This window comes from Bacillus sp. 16GRE42 (assembly GCF_019837435.1).
GTDB lineage: Bacteria > Bacillota > Bacilli > Bacillales > Bacillaceae_G > Bacillus_A > Bacillus_A wiedmannii.
This window is the reverse complement of the sequence record NZ_JADAXF010000002.1, coordinates 810,943-828,968: the sequence shown is the minus strand read 5'-3', so window position 1 is coordinate 828,968 and position 18,026 is coordinate 810,943. Positions and strand designations below refer to the sequence as shown.

Sequence of the window (18,026 nt, the reverse complement as noted above, 5' to 3'; positions counted from 1 at the left end):
ATGTTGGCTCGGTAGCTCAGTCGGTAGAGCAGAGGACTGAAAATCCTCGTGTCGGCGGTTCGATTCCGTCCCGAGCCACCATTTTTTTATGCCGACTTAGCTCAATTGGTAGAGCAACTGACTTGTAATCAGTAGGTTGGGGGTTCAAGTCCTCTAGTCGGCATCCTTTAGGGGCATAGTTTAAAGGTAGAACTGAGGTCTCCAAAACCTCCAGTGTGGGTTCGATTCCTACTGCCCCTGTAAAAGTGTATGGGCCTATAGCTCAGCTGGTTAGAGCGCACGCCTGATAAGCGTGAGGTCGATGGTTCGAGTCCATTTAGGCCCACCATATATTATTCCGCAGTAGCTCAGTGGTAGAGCTATCGGCTGTTAACCGATCGGTCGTAGGTTCGAGTCCTACCTGCGGAGCCATGGCCCGTTGGTCAAGTGGTTAAGACACCGCCCTTTCACGGCGGTAACACGGGTTCGAATCCCGTACGGGTCATAAAAAAAAAGAGTCAGCATATTGCTGACTCTTTTTTATTTTGTGGAATCCTCCTTTATCAACTGATTTTCCTGAAATAAATAAAGGGATTTAGGAAAAGCTATGGTATGTATAAAAAGGAGGAGATAAAAATGACACGAGTGAGAGACTTTATGAGTACTCATGTTGTACATTGTACACCGCTAGACAATGTATATGAGGCTGCTGTAAAGATGAAAGAAGAATCGATTGGATTGATTCCAGTTGTTGAAAATGAGCAAGTTGTTGGGCTTGTTACGGACCGAGATTTAGTTGTTCGTGGGATTGCTGAGAAACATCCTGGATCTAATAAAATTACAAATGTAATGACAACAAATATTGTTTCAGTTTCTCCAGATGATTCTATTGAAAAAGCTACAGAGTTAATGGCACAGTATCAAATTAGACGATTACCAGTAGTTGAGAGTGGTCAACTCGTTGGGATGTTAGCACTAGGTGATTTAGCTATAAGAGAATCGGCAGATGATCAAGCGGGATTTGCTTTAAGTGAAATTTCGGAGCATACGGAATGAAGAGAGACGTTCCTTAGTGGGATAAGTTACGTATAAAAATCAGATGCATTATTCTAGTATATATGGATTAAACTAATATGTTAGCATGATGTATCTGAGACATTATATAATATAAGTATACAGTTAGTAATTTCGACAGTTATTTAAAATTTGTCATTCCTAATTTTAAATAAGAGAAAAAATGATATACTGATAGATATAAGTATTATGAAAGATTTCGAATATAACAATATTTATTGTTAACGATGTAATAATGGATTAATATTTCCTATGTAGACAAAAGGGAAGGGGAATTATATGAGGGCTGTACAGCGCGATCCAAATTGGAATTTGGTTACAGATACATATATAGAACCAAATAATTTCGCTGAATTATTTTCTTTGCTTGTACCTTGTCATCCAAAAGGTGAAGGGAAAGAACGAACTATATTAGTGTGGAAAGAAAAAGAATTTTATAAAGAAGAAAATTTAGCGGCATTTATCGTATATGGAATGGATAAAGTAAAGAATTTACCGCAGTTTCATAAAGATGAAATTCCAACTCTAGTACGTATTCTTCGCTTATGCCAAGAGATTGGTTGGTATGAAGAAGCAAATACTTTTATGATAACTCAAGGACTAGCTGAGTTTGTTCACACTTCATTGGAATATGAAACGTGGGATCTGTTGACGCAAGCGGTTGCTTTAAACTATTTAATTATTAAATATCGTATTGGTGAATTGACTGATGGGGATGTAGAAATTTGGGATAGGGTTAAATTTAATGAGAAATGTATAACGGATTGTAAACATTTATTATCTCATAAAGAAGTATTGGAATTTACATTCTTTTATATGTGTAAGAGAGCTAAATTACTATCAAAAGAGCAATTAAATAGTGATATGATGAGTCTAGCGATGTATTGTAATACGTTTGTGTATGACTTATACACACATGACTTATTACGAAAATATCGTAAGTGTACAGATTTCCTATCATATTATGGACCTAGTCAAGCGGTGTTAGCTTGTCAAAGAGCTGTACTTTCTCAAATTTCAGATCGATTAGACCCACTCAAGACTACTCATGTAGATGATTATTTATATGTAATGAAAGAAATGATGGAGCATATGACGATAGGAATAATGGATCGATATGATCATTTTATCGGGAAGTTATTATCATATGTGCCATTTTTCGAAATGATTCAAGTTCCACAACATGCATATTATTGTGAAGAATTGCTGTATATTTGTAAAGGCATTGAATATAAAGAAGAAATATTACGCAATTATATATTTATACAATTACATGATTGTTTACCATCATTCTTTAAACTATTTCTTAAAAATAAACGTTATGCAACAATTCATGATATTCTGTTCTATTGGTGTGATGATGAACAAAGAATGAGCTTAGAGAAAAAATATAACCTTAGCTTTATTTATGAAAAATATGCTTGTGGATAAAGAGCATTTTCTATATAAAAAATTTATATAAATTAAAAAGGATCTCAAGTTTATGTGAGATCCTTTTTTTATTAGTAAAGCAAGGAGAACGTAATTAAGGCGAGAAATAACATTCCATAAAGGATAAATTGTGCTGTATTGCTTCCTTGTATACCAAAAAAAGTATTTATTTTGGTGTATACATTCAATATATATTTTAGCGGATTATTTTTGAAAGATTGATACACAGTGTCTCCTCTTTCTAAGCTTCTTGTTCGTGTTTTTTGGTATTAGGAACATGAATGTATCTAGCTATGAATAATAAAACAGCCATAAAGAATACAGGAAATACGGTAGATAAATAAAAACCATTACTAATAATATTTGTTATTAGGGCACTTAATAGAAAGATGGCATTATATATATGGGCAATTTTTTGTTTTAGTTGTACTTGAAAGGATTCCATCATAATTTCTAAAGCAACAAAAGCAATGATAATAGATAAAAATACAGTGTTTGTATTGTAAATGATTAAACAACAGATTAAACCTAAAAAGGCTAAGTATTCAATTAAGAGAGGTATATTGATATTGCGTTGCATACAATTTACCTAACTAAATATGGCAGTGGGTTTACTGCATTTGTTTTTTCAAAATTCCATTCTCCATTGTGTAACTCAAAATGAAGATGTTGCCCGTATGAATGACCTGTGTTGCCCATATGACCTACTAATTGTCCAGCTTGTACTTGATCACCAGCTTGTACAGTGCGATCTTTCATGTGTGCATAGACTGTTGTATATAATTTCCCGTTTATTTGATGGGCGATGAACACAACATTGCCATAGCTAGCTGAATAATATGATTTCACAACTTTACCTGCAGCTGCCGCCTGGATAGAGACATTACCTTGAGCTGCAATATCTATACCATAATGCATTTGTTCCCAACGTATATCAAAGGTTGAGCTAATTCTTCCTTGAGTAGGGAATTTGAAAACTGCTGGAATGGAAGTAGGTTGAGCCGTTTGAGCTTGTGATTGTGATTGATTTTGCATCACATAATGTTTTGCTACGTATCCGTATCCTGTGCCAAAACGAATTTTATACCAAGTTCCTACAGTTTCCACTACTTGTATTTGTGTACCATTTTGTAATGAACCAAGTAGTGCACTACTTGTACTAGCGTTGCCACGTACATTAAGTTTAGGTGTTGCAACTGTGTATTTCGTATTATTTTGAACTGTGATGCCTTTTACTAAAGGCTGTGAACCATTAGATACGAATGCTTTTTGTACGTAACCTGTTTTGCCATTATGTAAAATTTTATACCACTCGCCTTGTTCTTCTTGAATGGTAACGAATTTCCCATTTGGTAATACATCTAAAATTGAAGATTCTAAATTAGGTTCAGAACGAACGTTTAATGCATTGGCATTAACGATGTATTGATTAGTAGATTGAAGTTTGTTTTTTAGTAGAATAGCGTCTTTTTGTACGTAACCTACTTTATTATTAACAGATACTTTATACCAGCCATTAGTTGTTTCAAGTATGTTTACTTTCGTATTAAAGCGAATTGTATCAATTGAAGAGCTATTTGCGTTATTTTTTGTATGTAAGGCTACTTGATCGACTTTGACATATCCAGTTTTCACATTAGATAATTGTTCAGCGTTGGCTGTTTGTACATTTGTTTCTCCCATAGAAGGAAGTAAAGAGGCAATTGCAACAGTAGTTGCTGTTAAAGCAGTAGCTTTCATATTCATATAATAGAGACCTCCTCTAGTTGTATAGTTGTAATTTTATTATAGTATAAAGATATAATATAGTGGGTGTATTCACATAAATGTAATATGAAATCAATATAAAAATAAATTTTTTGAGGATAATGATTCCTTTTTATTCAATTAATTAGGATAATAATTTCTAAGATAGAATATAAGTATTATATAGTTTTGTTATTTTGTTGACAATTGAGAAAATTAAAACAGTTGATGATGTCTTATTACGATGTTATACTGACAGTGATAATTTCATAGTTTGCTAGGAGAGCTGGTGTTGCCAGCTGAGAGTAGGCCGTAAGCCTTTGATCCTTTTCATTACCTGATCTAGATTATGCTAGCGTAGGGAAGCAATTCGGACACTAATAATAAGTCCCCGTTTCTTTGCGTATAGAAACGGGGCTTTTTTGTTTGAAAATTTCATATTGAAACCACTAGGGGTGCTTGTTGTGCTGAGAGAGGAATAATCCTTAACCCTTACAGACCTGATCTAGGTAATACTAGCGAAGGGAAGTGGAGCAACGAATAAATTATAATTTTATTTGCTGTAACCACTTCTTATTTAGAAGTGGTTTTTTATTTAAATACACATACCGGAAGGGGATAGGGAAATGAAATTTTGCGATAGATTATTAGAAACTGTACAACCAGTTTGGGAGATGAGTCATAATCATCCGTTTGTAGTAGGTATGGGGGATGGCACGTTAGAAAAAGATAAGTTTCAGTATTACATTATTCAAGATTATTTATATTTGTTAGATTATGCAAAGCTATATGCGATTGGTGTTGTAAAAGCAACGAATCCACAAGTAATGGGGAAATTTGCTGAACAAATTGATGGCATATTAAATGGAGAAATGACAATCCATAAACAATATGCAAAAAGACTGGGAATTTCTATAGAGGAGATAGAGTCTGCAAAGCCATCTGCTAAAAATTTAGCTTATACAAATTACATGATGTCTGTATCTCAAAATGGCACACTTGCGGAATTAATAGCAGCACTTCTTCCATGTATGTGGAGCTACTGGGAAATTGGAAAGCGTTTAAATGATATTCCTGGAGCAAGAGATCATGAGTTCTTTGGTGAGTGGATTCAAGGATATAGTTCTGAAGAATACGGTAACCTTTGTATTTGGTTAATCGATTTATTAAATGAAATGGCAGTTGGAAAGTCTGAAAAAGAGCTAGATCGATTAGAGGAGATTTTCCTATATTCCAGTCGATTTGAATATTTATTCTGGGATATGTCCTATCGTAAGGAGATGTGGGGATTTGAGGAGCAAGAACATACTACAGTTTCATAATGTTTCTTTTCATTATGATGAGAAACCAATCATCAATGAATTAAATGCTTCTATACAAGATAAAGAGTTTGTAAGTATTATCGGACCGAGTGGATGCGGGAAAAGTACTCTATTTCGCCTTATTACAGGTTTAGAAGAAGTAAGTACTGGGCAGATAGAGCTGACAGAAACGAAGAGCCATCCTGTAGGGTATATGCCCCAAAAAGATATGCTCCTGCCGTGGCGAACGATTATTGAGAATGCTGCTCTGCCGCTAGAGTGTCAAGGTGTACAGAAGAAAGAAGCACAAATAAAGGCCAAGGAACTGCTACATAAATTTGGCTTACAAGGGTATGAGACAAAATATCCGAAAGATTTATCTGGTGGTATGAGACAACGCGTATCTTTTATTCGAACTTTATTAACAGGCGGGGAGATATTGTTGTTAGATGAACCGTTTAGCGCGTTGGACGCTTTAACGAAGGCATCTTTGCAAGAATGGCTGTTTGAACAATGGAAAGAGTGGGAAAAAACAATTTTATTTATCACTCATGATGTGGAAGAAGCGTTGTTTCTTTCTAATCGAATTTTAGTAGTAGAGCAGCAACCGATAACTACTTTAACCGAGAGGGTTGTACCGCTTGATCGTAATCGAACAAGAAAAGATTTATATAAGCCTGAAGTGTTAGCGCTTAAAAATGAGCTTCTTAGTATGTTACAAAGGCAGGTACTCGTATGATGAACCGGTTGAAGGAGCTATTACCTGCCCTTACACTTTCTAGTATTTTACTTGCCTTTTGGGAAGTAGGCGCAAGAATCGTAGATGAAATGTACATTTTGCCGTCACCGTCTGCAATTTTGATGAAGATATGGAAACTAAAAGATATATTATTTACGGTTCATTTGCCGGCAACCTTATCGGTCGTTTTAATAGGGGTGGCTATTTCTATCGTACTTGGGGTAGGGCTAGCGATGTTAATGAATGCGAGTAATTGGATGGAGAGAGCATTTTATCCATTATTAGTTGCCTCACAAACGATTCCTATTACAGCGCTTGCGCCGCTTTTCGTTTTATGGTTTGGATATACGATCTGGAGTAAGGTTGTTGTTACTGTTTTAATTACGTTTTTCCCAATTGCGGTCAATACGTATGATGGACTACGCAGTACGAAAAAAGAATGGGAGGAGCTCTTAGTTACGTATGGGGCAACGAAAAAAGATGTTTTTCTTAAATTAAAGTTACCATCTGCTCTTCCTTATTTTTTCTCAGCTTTAAAAATTGCAGTTCCGCTTAGTGTAATTGGGGCAGCAATCGGTGAGTGGCTCGGTGCACAAGCTGGGCTTGGATATTTCAGTAAAAGAATGATGACGCAGTTAGACGGAGCAGGTGTATTTGCACCCATTGTATTGTTATCATTATTAGCTATTTTCTTCGTCATACTTATCTCAGTATTAGAAAAGAAATTTATTAGTTGGAGGAAGTATTCATGAAATTTTTAAAACGCATCTTTGTGTTGACATTATTAGTTGCAATGATCGCTGGATGTTCTAGTAATTCAGCGTCAGATAAGAATAAAAAAGAAAAAGAAATAACGGTCATGCTTGATTGGTACCCAAATGCGGTACATAGCTTTATTTATGCGGCGATTGAAAAAGGATACTTTAAAGAAGAAGGAGTCAAGGTGAATATAAAATTCCCTTCTAATCCGACTGATCCATTAACTTTAGCAGCTGCAGGAAAAGTAACGGTTGGCTTATATTATCAGCCAGATGTTGTCATGGCAAAAGCAAATGAACAAATTCCAGTGAAATCAATTGGAGCTGTCGTACGTTCACCATTAAATCATGTTGTATCGCTGAAATCAGCAGGCATTCAATCGCCAAAAGATTTAGAGGGGAAAACAGTTGGATATTCTGGAACACCTTTAAGTGAGATGTATTTAAAAACGATGGTAAAAGAAGCTGGTGGTAATCCAGATACAGTGAAAGTAGTCGATGTTGGCTTTGATCTAGTACCGGCATTAATTACGAAGAAAGTGGATGCGGTAACAGGGGCATACATTAACCATGAAGTACCTGTTATGCGTCATGAAGGTCATGAACCGGCGTACTTCAATCCAGCTGATTACGGTGTACCGAATTATCATGAGCTTGTATTTGTAACAGGTGATAAAACGTTGAAAAAAGATAAAGAAGCGTTACAAGCCTTCTTACGTGGTACGAAAAAAGGCTATGATTTCATGAAGAAAAATCCAGATGAAGCATTAAATATTTTATTAAATCATCAAGAAAAAGAAAACTTCCCACTTGTACCAGAAGTTGAAAAAGAAAGTATGAAAATTTTATTAGAGAAAATGGAAACGAAAGATGAGCCATTCTTATCAGATTCAAAAGAATCATGGGAAAAACAAAATAAATGGCTGAAAGATAAAGGAATGACGAAAGAAATCGTTCCGGCCGATGAGTTATTCGAAAACATTTTAAAGTAGGCGAATGAATATGAAAAATGAGCTTCATGTAATCTCAAATGGTCACATGTCATTCGAAGAGTTAGTGAATGTAGCGATGCAAATTGAAAGTGAGATTGACTATTTGCATATTCGTGAGCGTGAGAAAAGTACGAAGGATTTGTATGAAGGTGTGGAAAGTCTTTTGAAGAAAGGCTTTCCGGCATCAAAAATAGTGATAAATGATCGAATTGATATCGCTATTTTATTAAACATTCCACGCGTGCAGCTCGGATATCGAAGCGCCAATGTAAGGTCAGTGAAAGAAAAGTTTTCTTATTTGCATGTCGGCTATTCTGTACATTCTTTAGAAGAGGCGATCGATGCATTTAAGAATGGAGCGGATTCCCTCGTCTATGGTCATGTATTTCCGACAGATTGTAAAAAAGGTGTGCCAGCGAGAGGGCTTGAAGAGGTTTCAGGCATTGCAAAGTGTTTATCCATACCGATTACAGCAATTGGCGGAATTACCACGGAAAATATCGGGGATGTTCTTACTAACGGTGTCAGTGGTATTGCTGTTATGTCTGGGATTATAAGTAGTAGTAACCCGTATAGCAAAGCGAAATCTTATAAGGAATCAATAAGAAAGTGGGCGGAAAAACATGTGTAAGAAGTATGATGTAGCGATAATTGGCGGTGGTGTAATCGGTAGTTCAGTTGCACATTTTCTAGCAGAAAGAGGACATAAAGTAGCGATTGTAGAGAAGCAAAGGATTGCATCTGAAGCTTCGAAAGCAGCTGCTGGTTTACTCGGGGTTCAGGCAGAATGGGATGCATATGACCCGTTATTTGAACTTGCTAGAGAAAGCCGTGCTATATTTCCGCAACTTGCAGCAGTTTTACGTGAAAAAACAGGCATCGATATTGGGTATGAAGAGAAAGGCATTTATCGCATTGCCCAAAATGAAGATGAGAAGGAAAGGATTCTTCACATTATGGAGTGGCAGCAGAAAACAGGTGAAGATTCTTACTTTCTAATGGGAGATCGTTTACGAGAGAAAGAGCCGTGTCTATCTAAGTCAATTATAGGTGCTGTATATTATCCAAAAGATGGTCATGTTATTGCACCAGAGCTTACGAAAGCATTCGCACATTCCGCATCAATTTCGGGTGCTGATATATATGAACAGACAGAAGTGTTTGATATTCGTATTGAAAATAATAAAGTGACTGGGATTGTTACAAGCGAAGGTATTATGGCGTGCGAGAAAGTTGTGATTGCGGGTGGTTCATGGAGCACGAAGTTACTAGGTTATTTTCACCGCGAATGGGGTACATATCCAGTTAAAGGAGAAGTAGTAGCGGTAAGAAGTAGAAAACCACTTTTAAAGGCACCTATTTTCCAAGAAAGATTTTACATTGCCCCAAAGCGTGGTGGACGTTACGTAATTGGAGCAACGATGAAGCCTCATACGTTTAATAAAACAGTGCAACCAGAAAGTATTACTTCTATATTAGAGCGCGCGTATACAATATTGCCAGCTTTAAAAGAAGCAGAGTGGGAAAGCGCATGGGCAGGGTTAAGACCTCAATCGAATCACGAAGCTCCTTATATGGGAGAGCATGAAGAAATAAAAGGTTTATATGCTTGTACTGGACATTATCGAAACGGTATTTTATTAAGTCCTGTTTCTGGTCAGTATATGGCTGATTTAATAGAAGGAAAGCAGGAGAATCATTTGCTAGATTCATTGCTTTCTAAAACAGTTTAGAAAGGGGATGGAAGTTTGAATTTAAAAATTAATGGTAACCAACTTGAAGTGCCAGAGAGTGTGAAAACAGTGGCTGAGCTACTTACGCATTTAGAGTTAGATAACAGAATTGTAGTAGTAGAGCGTAATAAAGATATTTTACAAAAAGATGATCATACAGATACATCTGTTTTTGATGGAGACCAAATTGAGATTGTAACTTTCGTAGGAGGCGGTTGATTATGTTAAACATTGGACCATTTTCATTTCATTCTAGACTTTTATTAGGAACAGGGAAATTCCCTGATTTTGATGTACAGCAAAAGGCAATTGATGTATCTGAGGCTGAGGTTTTAACGTTCGCAGTACGTCGTATGGATATATTTGATGCAAAGCAGCCTAATTTATTAGAGAAACTTGATGTGAAAAAATATACGTTATTACCGAATACAGCTGGAGCAAAAAATGCTGAAGAAGCTGTTCGTATTGCAAAATTAGCAAAAGCTTCGGGGCTTTGCGATATGATCAAAGTAGAAGTTATTGGTGATGATAGAACGTTATTACCTGATCCAGTAGAAACGTTAAAGGCATCTGAAATGTTACTAGATGAAGGATTTATCGTACTTCCGTATACATCTGATGATGTTGTATTAGCACGTAAATTACAAGAACTAGGTGTGCATGCAATTATGCCAGGAGCATCACCAATCGGTTCAGGGCTTGGTATTGTAAATCCGTTAAATTTAAGCTTCATTATTGAACAAGCGACAGTACCAGTTATCGTTGACGCTGGTATCGGTAGCCCAGCTGATGCGGCATTTGCGATGGAATTAGGAGCGGATGGTGTGTTATTAAATACTGCTGTATCGGGAGCAAAAGATCCAATAAAAATGGCACAAGCAATGAAATTAAGTATTGAAGCAGGACGATTAGGATTTGAAGCGGGGCGTATTGCACGTAAGCGTTGTGCAACAGCAAGTAGTCCTTTAGAAGGAATGAGCGTAGTTGAATAATCGATATTCTCGCCAAGAATTATTTTCTCCAATTGGAGAAGAGGGGCAACGAAAGATAAGAGAAAAGCATGTACTCATTATCGGTGCAGGTGCATTAGGTAGTGCAAATGCAGAGATGTTTGTAAGAGCAGGTGTTGGCATAGTAACGATTGTTGACCGAGATTATGTCGATTGGAGTAATTTACAAAGGCAACAATTGTATGCAGAGAGCGATGTAGAGAATAACCTACCGAAGGCTGTAGCGGCAAAAAAGCGTCTAGAAGAAATTAATAGTGAAGTAAGAGTAAAAGCTCTCGTTCAAGATGTAACTGCTGAGGAATTAGAAGAACTCGTTACAAAGGTTGATGTAATGATTGATGCAACTGATAATTTTGAAACACGTTTTATTGTAAATGATATAGCGCAAAAGTATTCTATTCCATGGATTTACGGAGCATGTGTAGGGAGTTACGGCCTTTCTTACACAATTCTTCCTAGTAAAACGCCATGTTTATCTTGTTTATTACAATTGATTCCGCTTGGCGGAGCGACATGCGATACAGCGGGCATTATATCTCCTGCTGTATCTCTCGTCGTTTCTCATCAAGTAACGGAAGCTCTTAAACTGTTAGTGGAAGATTACGAGTCACTTCGAGATGGACTTGTATCGTTTGATGTATGGAAGAATGAATACTCATGTATGAATGTGCAAAAGCTTCGTAAGCATAATTGTCCTTCGTGTGGAGAGAATGCGATATACCCGTATTTAAATAAAGAAAATACATCGAAAACAGCAGTTTTATGCGGGAGAAATACAGTTCAAATTAGACCACCTCATAAAGAAGAAATGGATTTTGAACGATACAAAGAGCTGCTGAATGATCGTGTGAATGATTTAAATGTAAATCCATATTTATTATCATTTTCTGTGGAAGAAAAGAGATTAGTTGCTTTCAAAGATGGACGTGTACTTGTACATGGAACGAAAGATATAAGCGAAGCAAAAACGATTTATCATCGCTATTTTGGATAGAAAAGGATGAGTGGGATGAAAGTAAATAAAGCTTTAACAATTGCAGGATCTGATAGCGGCGGCGGTGCCGGCATTCAAGCAGATTTAAAAACATTCCAAGAGCTTGGTGTGTACGGGATGACGACTATTACGGCAATTACTGCTCAAAACACGCTTGGCGTTCAAGGGGTATATCCAGTTCCGTTAGAAGGCATTACGGAACAGCTGAATTCAATTGGTACGGATTTAACACCAGATGCTGTGAAATTAGGTATGTTATTTAGCAGTGAAATTATTCAAATTGTAGCAGAATATATTAATAAATTTGGCTGGAATAATATTGTGCTAGACCCTGTTATGATTGCTAAGGGCGGTGCATCATTATTACAACAAGAAGCAGTACAAGCATTAAAAGAATATTTGTTACCAGTAGCAACCGTTGTAACACCGAATGTTCCTGAGGCAGAAGTGTTAACTGGGATGGAGATTCATAATGTTGAAGATAGTAAGGAAGCTGCGAAAGTACTGCATGAATTAGGTGCGAAATACGTGCTTATGAAGGGTGGACATGCAGAATATCAAGGTAATGAGGTAATTGATTTACTCTTTGATGGTGAACAATTTATTGAATTTAGAAGTGAACGAATTCCTTCAAAGCAAACGCATGGAAGTGGGTGCACATTTGCTTCAGCGGTTACTGCAGGACTTGCGAAAGGATACTTGATTGAAGAGGCAGTTCAAGAAGCAAAACGATTTATTAGTATAGCAATTGAAGAGCCGTTGAATATTGGAAGTGGTCATGGGCCGACGAATCATTTTGCATATAATTTGAATAAAACGCAAGCATAGGTAAGTAAAAAGTCAGTTGTATAGCTGGCTTTTTTTGTTTACTTTTTCCAAATACAGGAGTAATATATCAGCCAGAATACATTTTTTTGTAAACGCTGAGTCCAAATATAAGGAGCGGAGGAACCAATTTGTGCAGTGTCACTAGGGGTGAATCTTTCAATTTTGAAAGTAGGGCTACTCTCAAAGTCCGAATCCGACAGCTAACTTCGTAAGCGTCTTGAGAGAGGACGGTGCCATGATGGATACATCACTTCATCGATCTGATTAGTATAGGGGAATATCAATCTATGTTTGATTTCTTTTATGCTAAGGAGGATGAGGTACATGGAGCTAACACTTATTTGTGTTGGAGAAGAAAGCAAGGTAAATAGTTTAAGAGATTTAGTAGCATTTCAACATGAGTTAATTATTTTTACAGCAAATGAAGAGATAGCTGCTGAAGTTAGGAATTGTGGGTTTGATTGGACTTATAGCTGTAGTAAGGCGCAGGATTTTACTAGTATTTGTGAGTGTATTAAGAAGGTGATTTTACTAGGGGATGAGCTTCCAATCGTTAGCTTCTTCACAGAACACATTCGCTTTTCTTTTCAAGCACCTATTACTGTTGTTACAAGGAATAAACGATATCCAACGAGGCTCTATGAAACAATTGGAGCTACATTTGTCGTGTTTACGAATTGTGATAATATTTCTTTTTTATTTTTTGAATAGGGTGGAGGAAAAGAAGATGAAAGTGTTGTTACTAGGAGATATAGCGAATCGTTGGGCGGTATCAGTAGAGCGAGTTCAAGCATTGGTGGTGCTGGATCCTATTTTTCCAAGGCCCTATATCATATTGCCATCGAAAGACGCTTTATATTTAAAAACAGATGTTATCGAATATGAGCAGCTACATGCAGAATTGTCACAAGTTTATATTCGCGGGAGAAATTTACGTGCTTTTTTACGAGGAGAATAAATAGTGAAATAAAAAGAGCGAATGCTAAGTGCAACAAGCTATGCACTTTATGTCATTCGCTCTTTTTATTTCGTATTGAAAAGATCATTTCTGTGAAAATGAAAGAAAAGACGAGTAAATAGATGAAAGAATATTAATAACACTCAATGTAAGCGTTTAAATAGATGGATATTTTCTTATTTTCAGTAATTTAGCTCTTTACAAGTTAAATATAGAGGAGTATATTTACTCTCATAAATCATTCATAAAATTTCCAAAAAAACCTAAAATCGCTGAGTTCCAGAAATGGAGCGGGGGAACCAATTTTGTGCATCGTCACTTGGGGTGAATCTTTCAGTTTTGAAAGTAGGGCTACTCTTTAGGCCCGAATCCGACAGCTAACCTCGTAAGCGTTTAGAGAGGAGGTTTACTTTGTGTTGTTCATTTCGAACACTAAGTAGAGCTTAGTGTTCTTTTTTTGATCATTTAATGGTAAATTTTTACAAAAAGAGAGGGATAGCTATGTTAGATGTTGTAATGATCGGGATTTTTGTTGGGTTAGTCGCATCGATGGCAAGTCTTGCAAGTTGGTCAGATAAAGTTGTGAAAGAAGGGAAGCAATCATGACGGTTGCCTTATCGGTTATTGTTGCAGCAATTACGGTGTACTTAGTGTATGCATTATTAAATCCAGAAAAGTTTTAATTAGGGGGAATCATTCATTATGATTTGGGTCGCAGTTGTTATTACAATGCTGTTGTTTATTCTTGTGGCAAAGCCAACGGGAATTTATTTAGAGAAAGCATTTCAAGGTAGTAAAAAGTTAGATAAAGTATTCGGGCCTTTTGAAAAACTTATTTTTAAAATTACGGGTGTAAAAGAATACAATCAAACGTGGAAACAGTACGCACTATCATTAGTTTTATTAAATGGATTTATGATTGTTGTCGTATATTTCATTTTCAGACTACAAGGGGTATTGCCATTAAATCCAGCACACATTGAAGGAATGGAGCCTACGCTCGCTTTTAATACAGCAATTAGTTTTATGGCTGATACAAACTTACAGCATTATAGCGGTGAAAATGGTTTATCTTATTTATCACAATTAATCGGAATTACATTTTTAATGTTTGCAGCACCGGCAACGACATTAGCACTCGTTATGGCATTTATAAGAGGGCTCGCTGGAAAAGAACTTGGTAACTTTTTCGTTGATTTTACGAGAGCACTAACGAGGGTTTTTCTTCCTATCGCATTTATTGCGGCGCTAGTCTTTGTCGCACTTGGTGTACCACAAACGTTAGACGGGGCCGTTACAGCACAAACGATTGATGGCGCGAAACAAAGTATATTACGTGGGCCAGTTGCATCATTCGTTTCCATTAAGGAACTTGGAAATAACGGCGGTGGATTTTTCGGAGCAAACTCTACGCATCCTTTTGAAAACCCAGGACAAATGAGTAATATTTTGCAAATGATGCTTATGATGTTATTGCCAACAGCACTTCCATTTACGTACGGACGAATGGTAGGAAATAAAAAACAAGGTCGTATTCTCTTCGTATCACTATTCATGGTGTTTCTACTAGGGTTTATAACGATTACGACATCTGAACTAAATGGAAATCCAGCGTTAAACGGAATGGGTATCGAGCATGTACAAGGAAGTACAGAAGGAAAAGAAGTACGATTTGGAACGGTATTTTCTTCCCTATACGCAACAGTGACGACAGCTGCTGAAACAGGAGCCGTTAATACGATGCATGATACGTTAACACCAATTGGCGGGTTAGTACCACTCGTAAATATGATGTTAAATACAGTGTATGGCGGCGTTGGAGCAGGCTTTGTGAACATTATTATGTATGCGATTATCGCAGTCTTTATATCTGGATTGATGGTTGGACGGACACCAGAGTTTTTAGGTAAGAAAATTGAAGGTAAGGAAATGAAATTAATTGCGGTAACGATACTATTTCATCCACTGCTTATTTTAGGGTTTTCAGCATTAGCTCTTTCAACAAGTTTAGGAACGGATGCCATTTCTCATTCTGGTTTCCATGGTTTAACGCAAGTGGTATATGAATACACATCGTCGGCTGCGAATAATGGATCTGGATTTGAAGGGTTAGCGGATAATACACCGTTTTGGAATATTACAACTGGCTTAGTTATGTTTTTAGGGCGCTATTTCAGTTTAATTACGATGCTAGCTGTTGCAGCTTCATTGAAAGAAAAGACGGTAGTACCAGAAACAGTCGGAACGTTCCGTACAGATAATAGTTTATTTGGCGGCATTTTCATCGGAACAATTGTAATTGTCGGTGCATTAACATTCTTCCCGATGTTAGTACTCGGCCCAATTGCAGAATTTCTTACATTGAAGTAATGGAGGGTAAATGATGAGACCGGTAGTAGTAAAAGAAAAGAGAGTAAATGAGTCACAAATACATGCTGTAGAAGATGAAGTTAGACAAGCAAAAACGATGGATCGTGATATCGTGACACATGCGATGAAACAATCCTTTGCGAAATTGAACCCGAAAGTCATGATAAAGAATCCGATTATGTTCGTTGTAGAAATTGGATTTATCATTACGTTCATTTTATCTTTTCTTCCAAGTCATTCTAGTAGTGTACCAGGATGGTTTAATATAACAGTTTCTCTCATTCTCTTGTTTACAGTTTTATTTGCTAACTTTGCAGAAGCGTTAGCGGAAGGGCGGGGGAAAGCGCAAGCTGATTCTTTAAAACAGTCGAAGAAAGATGTGTTTGCAAATGTTGTAAAAGAAAATGGAGACATTGTTCAAGTTTCGGCAACTGATCTGAGAAAAGATGACGTTGTTATTGTAAAACAAGGAGAAATGATTCCAAGTGATGGGGAAGTAATTAAAGGATTAGCGTCTGTTGATGAATCTGCGATTACAGGGGAATCAGCTCCTGTAATAAAAGAAGCGGGCGGTGATTTTTGTTCCGTAACAGGCGGAACGATGGTCGTAAGTGATGAGATTACAATTGTCATTACGAGTAATCCTGGTGAATCATTTATTGATAAAATGATTTCGTTAGTAGAAGGAGCTGCTCGTCAAAAAACGCCGAATGAAATTGCTTTAAATACAGTATTAACGAGTTTAACGCTTATTTTCTTAATCGTTGTTGTGACGTTGCCGATTTTTACAAACTATTTAGGATTTCAAATTGATACAGCTGTACTTGTAGCGTTGTTAGTTTGTTTAATTCCAACGACAATTGGTGGTTTATTATCAGCAATTGGTATTGCTGGGATGGACCGCGTGACAAAGTTCAATGTGTTAGCGATGTCGGGTAAAGCAGTAGAAGCTGCGGGTGATATTAATACAATCATTTTAGATAAAACAGGTACGATTACTTTCGGGAACCGAATGGCACATACATTGCTTCCTGTAGGAAATGAGACGATTGAGCAAGTAGGGAAATGGGCCGCGATTAGTTCAGTCTTAGATGAAACACCAGAAGGTCGATCAGTTATAGAATATGTAAAAACGAAAGCTATATCATATAATCGAGAAATTGCAGAGCAAGGTGAGTTTATCCCGTTCAAAGCAGAAACGAGAATGAGTGGTGTGGATTTACAGGACGGAACGAAAGTGAGAAAAGGTGCTGTAGGTAGCGTAATTGAATGGGTTAGGTCACAAGGTGGAACGATTCCGAAAGATGTAAATCAAAAAGCAGATTCCATTTCCAAAGAGGGCGGGACACCACTTGTAGTTGCAGTGGATAATCGTATTTACGGTTTAATTTATTTAAAGGATACAGTAAAGCCAGGTATGCGTGAGCGTTTTGAACAATTGCGCCAAATGGGGATTAAAACGGTTATGTGTACAGGTGATAACCCGTTAACAGCAGCAACGATTGCAAAAGAAGCAGGGGTAGATGAGTTTGTTGCTGAGTGTAAGCCAGAAGATAAAATTGCGGTTATTAAAGCAGAGCAAGATAAAGGGAAACTTGTAGCGATGACAGGTGATGGTACAAATGATGCGCCGGCATTAGCGCAGGCTGACGTTGGATTAGCGATGAATAGTGGTACGACAGCTGCGAAAGAAGCAGCGAATATGATTGATTTAGATTCGAACCCGACAAAAATTATTGAGGTTGTAGGGATTGGTAAGCAATTGTTAATGACGCGTGGTGCGTTAACGACGTTTAGTATTGCGAACGATATTGCAAAATATTTTGCAATCATTCCAGCGATGTTTACACTTGCGATTCCGCAAATGGAGGCATTAAACATTATGAAACTAACATCACCACTGTCAGCGATTTTATCAGCATTACTATTTAATGCAGTTATTATTCCATTACTCATTCCATTGGCGATGAAAGGTATCGCATATAAACCAATGAGTTCGAATGCACTACTTGGCCGAAACCTACTTATTTATGGACTTGGCGGAGTGATTGTACCATTCATTGGAATTAAAGTAATTGATATAATTGTCGGCTTGTTCATATAAGGAAGAGGG

Annotated in this window: 20 protein-coding genes, 6 tRNA genes and 4 riboswitches; of the genes, 24 read left to right on the top strand and 2 right to left on the bottom strand. The window is 37.0% G+C overall.

Annotated elements, in window-relative coordinates; genetic code table 11:
• Window positions 1-5 precede the first annotated feature (5 nt).
• From ILS93_RS16645 to ILS93_RS16610, 8 genes are all read left to right on the top strand, one after another.
• Window positions 6-81: transfer RNA gene (locus ILS93_RS16645), tRNA-Phe, on the top strand.
• 9 nt (window positions 82-90) lie between these two features.
• A tRNA-Thr gene (locus ILS93_RS16640) sits at window positions 91-163 on the top strand.
• Between the two features lie 6 nt (window positions 164-169).
• Window positions 170-240, top strand: a tRNA-Trp gene (locus ILS93_RS16635).
• A gap of 11 nt (window positions 241-251) precedes the next feature.
• A tRNA-Ile gene (locus ILS93_RS16630) sits at window positions 252-328 on the top strand.
• 8 nt (window positions 329-336) lie between these two features.
• A tRNA-Asn gene (locus ILS93_RS16625) sits at window positions 337-411 on the top strand.
• 1 nt (window position 412) lies between these two features.
• A tRNA-Glu gene (locus ILS93_RS16620) sits at window positions 413-484 on the top strand.
• Between the two features lie 131 nt (window positions 485-615).
• Entirely contained in the window at window positions 616-1,035 is a 420-nt protein-coding gene (locus tag ILS93_RS16615; protein WP_000199001.1) for a CBS domain-containing protein, read from the top strand.
• Between the two features lie 297 nt (window positions 1,036-1,332).
• Window positions 1,333-2,484, top strand: coding sequence for a DUF3965 domain-containing protein (locus ILS93_RS16610; RefSeq protein WP_046956752.1), 1,152 nt, complete (start codon window positions 1,333-1,335; stop codon window positions 2,482-2,484).
• Window positions 2,485-2,725: 241 nt separating this feature from the next.
• On the opposite strand, the gene ILS93_RS16605 is transcribed toward ILS93_RS16610, so the two are convergent.
• Entirely contained in the window at window positions 2,726-3,064 is a 339-nt protein-coding gene (locus tag ILS93_RS16605; RefSeq protein WP_001189486.1) for a hypothetical protein, read from the bottom strand.
• Window positions 3,065-3,069: 5 nt separating this feature from the next.
• The gene (locus ILS93_RS16600) at window positions 3,070-4,230 is read right to left on the bottom strand and encodes an SH3 domain-containing protein (RefSeq protein WP_088047985.1); all 1,161 of its coding nucleotides are present in this window, start codon (window positions 4,228-4,230) and stop codon (window positions 3,070-3,072) included.
• Between the two features lie 269 nt (window positions 4,231-4,499).
• Window positions 4,500-4,611, top strand: a riboswitch (TPP riboswitch).
• Window positions 4,612-4,671: 60 nt separating this feature from the next.
• Window positions 4,672-4,774, top strand: a riboswitch (TPP riboswitch).
• Between the two features lie 82 nt (window positions 4,775-4,856).
• Between ILS93_RS16600 and tenA the strand changes: the two genes are divergently transcribed.
• From tenA to kdpB, 16 genes are all read left to right on the top strand, one after another.
• On the top strand, window positions 4,857-5,552 hold the full coding sequence (tenA, locus tag ILS93_RS16595) for a thiaminase II (protein ID WP_000666826.1): 696 nt from the start codon (window positions 4,857-4,859) through the stop codon (window positions 5,550-5,552).
• Window positions 5,521-6,270, top strand: a complete 750-nt coding sequence (locus ILS93_RS16590) for an ABC transporter ATP-binding protein (RefSeq protein WP_064473926.1) — start codon at window positions 5,521-5,523, stop codon at window positions 6,268-6,270. The genes tenA and ILS93_RS16590 overlap by 32 nt, the downstream gene beginning before the upstream one ends.
• Window positions 6,270-7,022 carry an ABC transporter permease gene (locus ILS93_RS16585; protein WP_064473931.1) on the top strand — a complete coding sequence of 251 codons (753 nt, stop codon included), beginning with the start codon at window positions 6,270-6,272 and terminating at the stop codon, window positions 7,020-7,022. The genes ILS93_RS16590 and ILS93_RS16585 overlap by 1 nt, the downstream gene beginning before the upstream one ends.
• Window positions 7,019-8,020 (top strand): ABC transporter substrate-binding protein, encoded by a 1,002-nt coding sequence (locus ILS93_RS16580; protein WP_000670443.1) that lies wholly within the window; start codon window positions 7,019-7,021, stop codon window positions 8,018-8,020. The genes ILS93_RS16585 and ILS93_RS16580 overlap by 4 nt, the downstream gene beginning before the upstream one ends.
• 10 nt (window positions 8,021-8,030) lie before the next feature.
• On the top strand, window positions 8,031-8,651 hold the full coding sequence (tenI, locus tag ILS93_RS16575) for a thiazole tautomerase TenI (RefSeq protein WP_088047981.1): 621 nt from the start codon (window positions 8,031-8,033) through the stop codon (window positions 8,649-8,651).
• On the top strand, window positions 8,644-9,753 hold the full coding sequence (gene thiO, locus ILS93_RS16570) for a glycine oxidase ThiO (RefSeq protein WP_149174196.1): 1,110 nt from the start codon (window positions 8,644-8,646) through the stop codon (window positions 9,751-9,753). Before tenI ends, thiO begins: the two co-directional genes overlap by 8 nt.
• Before the next feature lie 15 nt (window positions 9,754-9,768).
• On the top strand, window positions 9,769-9,972 hold the full coding sequence (gene thiS, locus ILS93_RS16565; RefSeq protein ID WP_001049510.1) for a sulfur carrier protein ThiS: 204 nt from the start codon (window positions 9,769-9,771) through the stop codon (window positions 9,970-9,972).
• A gap of 2 nt (window positions 9,973-9,974) precedes the next feature.
• Window positions 9,975-10,745 (top strand): thiazole synthase, encoded by a 771-nt coding sequence (thiG, locus tag ILS93_RS16560; protein WP_222660898.1) that lies wholly within the window; start codon window positions 9,975-9,977, stop codon window positions 10,743-10,745.
• Window positions 10,738-11,757: a thiazole biosynthesis adenylyltransferase ThiF gene (locus ILS93_RS16555; RefSeq protein ID WP_222660896.1), complete on the top strand. Its 1,020-nt coding sequence runs from the start codon at window positions 10,738-10,740 to the stop codon at window positions 11,755-11,757. Before thiG ends, ILS93_RS16555 begins: the two co-directional genes overlap by 8 nt.
• 6 nt (window positions 11,758-11,763) lie before the next feature.
• Complete coding sequence (thiD, locus tag ILS93_RS16550) at window positions 11,764-12,585, top strand: bifunctional hydroxymethylpyrimidine kinase/phosphomethylpyrimidine kinase (protein WP_222660894.1); 822 nt, start codon at window positions 11,764-11,766, stop codon at window positions 12,583-12,585.
• An 83-nt stretch (window positions 12,586-12,668) separates the two neighbouring features.
• Window positions 12,669-12,816, top strand: a riboswitch (cyclic di-AMP (ydaO/yuaA leader).
• A 93-nt stretch (window positions 12,817-12,909) separates the two neighbouring features.
• The gene (locus ILS93_RS16545) at window positions 12,910-13,296 is read left to right on the top strand and encodes a hypothetical protein (RefSeq protein WP_064473921.1); all 387 of its coding nucleotides are present in this window, start codon (window positions 12,910-12,912) and stop codon (window positions 13,294-13,296) included.
• Between the two features lie 16 nt (window positions 13,297-13,312).
• Window positions 13,313-13,543 (top strand): hypothetical protein, encoded by a 231-nt coding sequence (locus ILS93_RS16540; protein WP_064473920.1) that lies wholly within the window; start codon window positions 13,313-13,315, stop codon window positions 13,541-13,543.
• A gap of 260 nt (window positions 13,544-13,803) precedes the next feature.
• A riboswitch (cyclic di-AMP (ydaO/yuaA leader) is annotated at window positions 13,804-13,949 on the top strand.
• Window positions 13,950-14,044: 95 nt separating this feature from the next.
• Window positions 14,045-14,149, top strand: coding sequence for a SipW-dependent-type signal peptide-containing protein (locus ILS93_RS16535; protein ID WP_000887888.1), 105 nt, complete (start codon window positions 14,045-14,047; stop codon window positions 14,147-14,149).
• Entirely contained in the window at window positions 14,146-14,226 is an 81-nt protein-coding gene (kdpF, locus tag ILS93_RS16530) for a K(+)-transporting ATPase subunit F (RefSeq protein WP_000214976.1), read from the top strand. The genes ILS93_RS16535 and kdpF overlap by 4 nt, the downstream gene beginning before the upstream one ends.
• Window positions 14,227-14,245: 19 nt before the next feature.
• On the top strand, window positions 14,246-15,913 hold the full coding sequence (gene kdpA, locus ILS93_RS16525) for a potassium-transporting ATPase subunit KdpA (protein ID WP_064473919.1): 1,668 nt from the start codon (window positions 14,246-14,248) through the stop codon (window positions 15,911-15,913).
• A gap of 13 nt (window positions 15,914-15,926) precedes the next feature.
• Complete coding sequence (kdpB, locus tag ILS93_RS16520; protein ID WP_064473918.1) at window positions 15,927-18,017, top strand: potassium-transporting ATPase subunit KdpB; 2,091 nt, start codon at window positions 15,927-15,929, stop codon at window positions 18,015-18,017.
• Window positions 18,018-18,026 lie beyond the last annotated feature (9 nt).